Annotated in this window: 3 protein-coding genes; all 3 read left to right on the top strand. The window is 70.4% G+C overall.

What is annotated here, in order from left to right; genetic code table 11:
- Positions 1-391: 391 nt before the first annotated feature.
- The 3 genes from ACRWND_RS30390 to ACRWND_RS30380 all read left to right on the top strand — a co-directional run bounded on the left by ACRWND_RS30390 (position 392) and on the right by ACRWND_RS30380 (position 3,878).
- Positions 392-1,387, top strand: a complete 996-nt coding sequence (locus ACRWND_RS30390; RefSeq protein WP_431955128.1) for a carbohydrate ABC transporter permease — start codon at positions 392-394, stop codon at positions 1,385-1,387.
- Positions 1,388-1,401: 14 nt separating this feature from the next.
- Positions 1,402-2,322 (top strand): carbohydrate ABC transporter permease, encoded by a 921-nt coding sequence (locus ACRWND_RS30385; protein WP_431955126.1) that lies wholly within the window; start codon positions 1,402-1,404, stop codon positions 2,320-2,322.
- Between the two features lie 92 nt (positions 2,323-2,414).
- A complete protein-coding gene (locus tag ACRWND_RS30380) occupies positions 2,415-3,878 on the top strand; it encodes a GH1 family beta-glucosidase (RefSeq protein ID WP_431955124.1) in 1,464 nt (487 codons plus the stop codon).
- Positions 3,879-4,088 lie beyond the last annotated feature (210 nt).

The following is a 4,088-nucleotide window of genomic DNA, read 5'->3' as shown; positions in this document are numbered from 1 at the left end:
CCCCCCCCCCCCCCCCCCCCCCCCCCCCCCCCCCCCCCCCCCCCCCCCCCCCGGGTCCGGGCAGGCAGGGTCGCGACCGCCGGCCGGCAACGTCGGCTCACTCGGGTCGCAGGGCGTAGCGCGCCGCTGCGGGGTCCCCGCAGCGCGCAGGCTCCGCCGGCCGCTCACCGCTGCTGGTCCCGGTGGTGGATCCGATCGCCGCTCCTGAGCCTCGGCGCCGGTTGTCCGGCGGCTGCCAGGCCCTGCCTCGCACGTACCCCTCGGCCGGCGCGCGAGGCGAGCGATCACCGTGCCGACCCACTTGGGGCGTGAGGGACCGCAACCCGGCCCCATCGATCACGTCTTCGGTCCCGCACTCACCCCGGCCGAATCCCAGACAAGGACCTCCTCCGTGGCAACAACAACCCCCACCAGCGGCGCCTACGACCCGCCGACCGGCGGCTCCGGCGCCGCGTCGAACGGACGTCGGCGGGCGTGGCGCAGCCGGCTGTGGCGCTGGGACGACAAGGCGTCGCCCTACGCGTACATCGCCCCCTTCTTCCTGATCTTCGGCGCCTTCGGGCTCTACCCGCTCATCTACACCGGGTGGATCGCCCTGCACCGGGTCGAGTTGACGAGCCTCAACCAGTCGGAGTGGGTCGGCTTCGACAACTTCGCCAAGATCCTCCAGGACTCCGAGTTCTGGACGTCGGTCTTCAACACCTTCGTGATCGGCGTCATCTCCACGGTTCCGCAGCTGCTCGTCGCGCTGGGCCTCGCGCACCTGCTCAACTACAAGCTGCGTGCCAGCACCTTCTGGCGGACCGTGATCCTCACCCCCTACGCGACCTCGGTCGCGACCGCCGCGCTGGTGTTCGCGCTGGTCTTCCGGGCCGACGGCGGCCTGCTCAACTGGGTGCTGCACTTCTTCGGCGCCGGCAACACCGACTGGGGCAACGGCCACTGGTCGTCGAAGATCGCCATCTCGGTCATCGTCATCTGGCGCTGGACCGGCTACAACGCGCTCATCTACCTCGCCGCCATGCAGGCGGTGCCGACCGATCTGTACGAGGCCGCCTCGCTCGACGGCGCCTCGCGCTGGCAGCAGTTCCGCAAGGTGACCATCCCCTCGCTGCGGCCGACGATCCTGTTCACGGTCGTCATCTCCACGATCGGCTCCATGCAGCTGTTCGGCGAGCCTCTGCTGCTCCAGGGCGGCACCCTCGGATCCACCGGCGGCAGTGAGCACCAGTACGAGACCCTCAGCATCTACCTCTACAACTACGGCTGGAAGCTCGGACACCTGGGCCCCGCCGCGGCCGTGGCCTGGGCGATGCTCGTCCTGCTGCTGCTCATAGCCCTGATCAACTGGATCGTCAGCCGGTTCGTGCGCAAGAGCGCGGCCTGACGGGAGCGAATTCGATGACCACGACCAGTCCCACCCCCACCGCACCGAACCTTGCTCCCACAGCGCGGACCGAGACCCACGGCAAGGGGCGCAACCGTCTGAAGCTCGGCGCCGGCCAGCAGCTCAAGGGCGGCCCGCTGACCTACGCGGCCCTCGTCATCGTCGGCCTGGGATCGATCTTCCCCCTGTACTGGACCCTGGTGGCCGCCTCGCATGATCAGCAGCGGGTGCTCGACACCCCGCCGCCGCTCGTGCCGGGCGGCCGACTGTGGACCAACCTCCAGGCGGCCTGGGAACAGGCGAACCTCGGCAAAGCCATCGTCAACAGCGTCATCGTGGCCGGCAGCATCACGATCGCGACGCTGTTCTTCTGCACGCTCGCCGGATACGCCTTCGCCAAGATGCGCTTCCGCGGGCGCGGCTTCCTGATGACGGCGGTCATCGCCACCCTCACCATCCCCCCGCAGCTCAGTGTCGTCCCGCTCTTCAAGTTGATGGCGGACATCGGCTGGGGCGGGCAGCTGGAGTCGGTGATCTTCCCGACCCTGGTCGGCGCCTTCGGTGTCTTCTTCATGCGCCAGTACCTCCTCGAGGCCCTGCCGTACGAGCTGGTCGAGGCGGCCAAGGTGGACGGCGCGAACAACCTCAGGATCGTCTGGAGCGTGGTCCTGCCCGTGGCGCGGCCCGCGATGATGGTGCTGGGCATGCTCACCTTCGTGCAGTCGTGGAACGACTTCTTCTGGCCCTTCCTCGCACTGAACCAGACGAACCCCACCCTCCAGGTGGCCCTCGGCCAGCTGAGTGCCTCCTACACCCCCGACCAGAGCATCGTCATGGCGGGCGCCCTGATCAGCACCGTGCCGCTTCTGCTGGTGTTCGTCGTCTTCGGCAAGCAGATCGTCGGAGGCATCATGGCGGGCGCCGTGAAGGGCTGACCCCGCCCGCGCCCCGGGCCCTCACCCACTTCTTCCGTGCCGGATCGCTTTGCCCGGCCAGTTCAACCGATCCATTTGGAGCGTTCTCAGCCATGACCGCCGTACGACCCGAGGCGAACGGCCAGCCGGCCTCGGCCACTTCCTTCCCGCAGGGCTTCATCTGGGGAGCCGCCACCGCCGCCTACCAGGTGGAGGGCGCCGCCGCCGAGGACGGCCGCACCCCGTCCATCTGGGACACCTTCAGCCACACTCCCGGCAAGGTCCGCAACGGGGACACCGGCGACATCGCCGCCGACCACTACCACCGCTACCGCGACGACGTGGCCCTGATGAAGGACCTCGGCCTCAAGGCGTACCGGTTCTCCGTCTCGTGGTCCCGGGTCCAGCCGACCGGGCGCGGGCCCGCCGTGGAGAAGGGCCTGGACTTCTACCGCCGGCTCACCGACGAGCTGCTGGAGGCGGGCATCACCCCCGTCGCCACCCTCTACCACTGGGACCTTCCCCAGGAGCTCGAGGACGCGGGCGGCTGGCCGGAGCGCGACACCTCCTACCGCTTCGCCGAGTACGCCGACATCATGGCCCGGGCGCTCGGCGACCGCGTCGGTGTGTGGACCACGCTGAACGAGCCGTGGTGCTCGGCGTTCCTCGGCTACGGCTCCGGCGTGCACGCGCCGGGCCGGACCGACGCCGCCGCGACCCTGCGCGCCGCCCACCACCTCAACCTGGGCCACGGCCTCGCGATCGGGGCCCTGCGCGCGGCCCTGCCCGCCACCGCGCAGACCTCGATCACGCTCAACCTGCACCAGGTGCGGCCCCTCACCGACAGCGCCGCGGACGTCGACGCCGCCCGCCGCATCGACGCCGTCGGCAACCGGGTCTTCACCGGCCCGATCCTCGACGGCGCCTACCCGGAGGACCTGCGCCAGGACACCGCGCACATCGTGGACTGGGACAGCCTCGTGCACGACGGCGACCTCGCGGAGATCTCCCGCCCCATCGACGTGCTCGGCGTCAACTACTACTCGCCGACCGTCGTGTCGCTGCCCGCCGACGGCGCCGGCAACACCAAGAACGACGGTCACGGTGCCAGCGACCACTCGCCGTGGACGGGCTCCGAGCACATCGCCTTCCACCTCGCCAACGACAACCTGACGGCGATGAACTGGGCGATCGACCCCAGCGGGCTGCACACCCTGCTGACCGACCTGGCGAAGTCGCACCCGCAGCTGCCGCTCATGGTCACCGAGAACGGCGCCGCCTTCGACGACTACATCTCGCCCGAGGGCGTGGTGAACGACCCGCAGCGGATCGACTACCTCCACGGCCACCTGGACGCGGTGCGCCAGGCCATCGCCGACGGCGCCGACGTCCGCGGCTACTTCCTGTGGTCCCTCCTGGACAACTTCGAGTGGTCCTACGGCTACTCGAAGCGCTTCGGCACGATCTTCGTCGACTACTCGACGCAGCGCCGTATCCCGAAGGCCAGCGCCCACTGGTACGCGGACGTGATCCGGAAGAACGCGCTGCCGACCGCCGACGAGCAGAACAACGGCTGAGAGCCCGGATATGGGGCGCCGCCCGTAGCGTGGCGCCCCGTGACCGGGATGGGCTGACCACCGGGACACCGTGCGGGGATCGCCTCCACCTCGCGTCCGCCCGAACAGGCGCCGCCGATCGGCCCGCCCGCGGGCGGCGGCCGGCGGACGGCACGTCAGCAACGGCCACGACCGGCCGAGGGAACGGTTGCCCCGTTTCCTCGGCCGGTC

Origin of the sequence: Actinacidiphila sp. bgisy167 (assembly GCF_965342175.1) — a bacterium.
Classification (GTDB): Bacteria; Actinomycetota; Actinomycetes; order Streptomycetales; family Streptomycetaceae; genus Actinacidiphila.
This window is presented reverse-complemented; position numbering and strand designations above follow the sequence as displayed.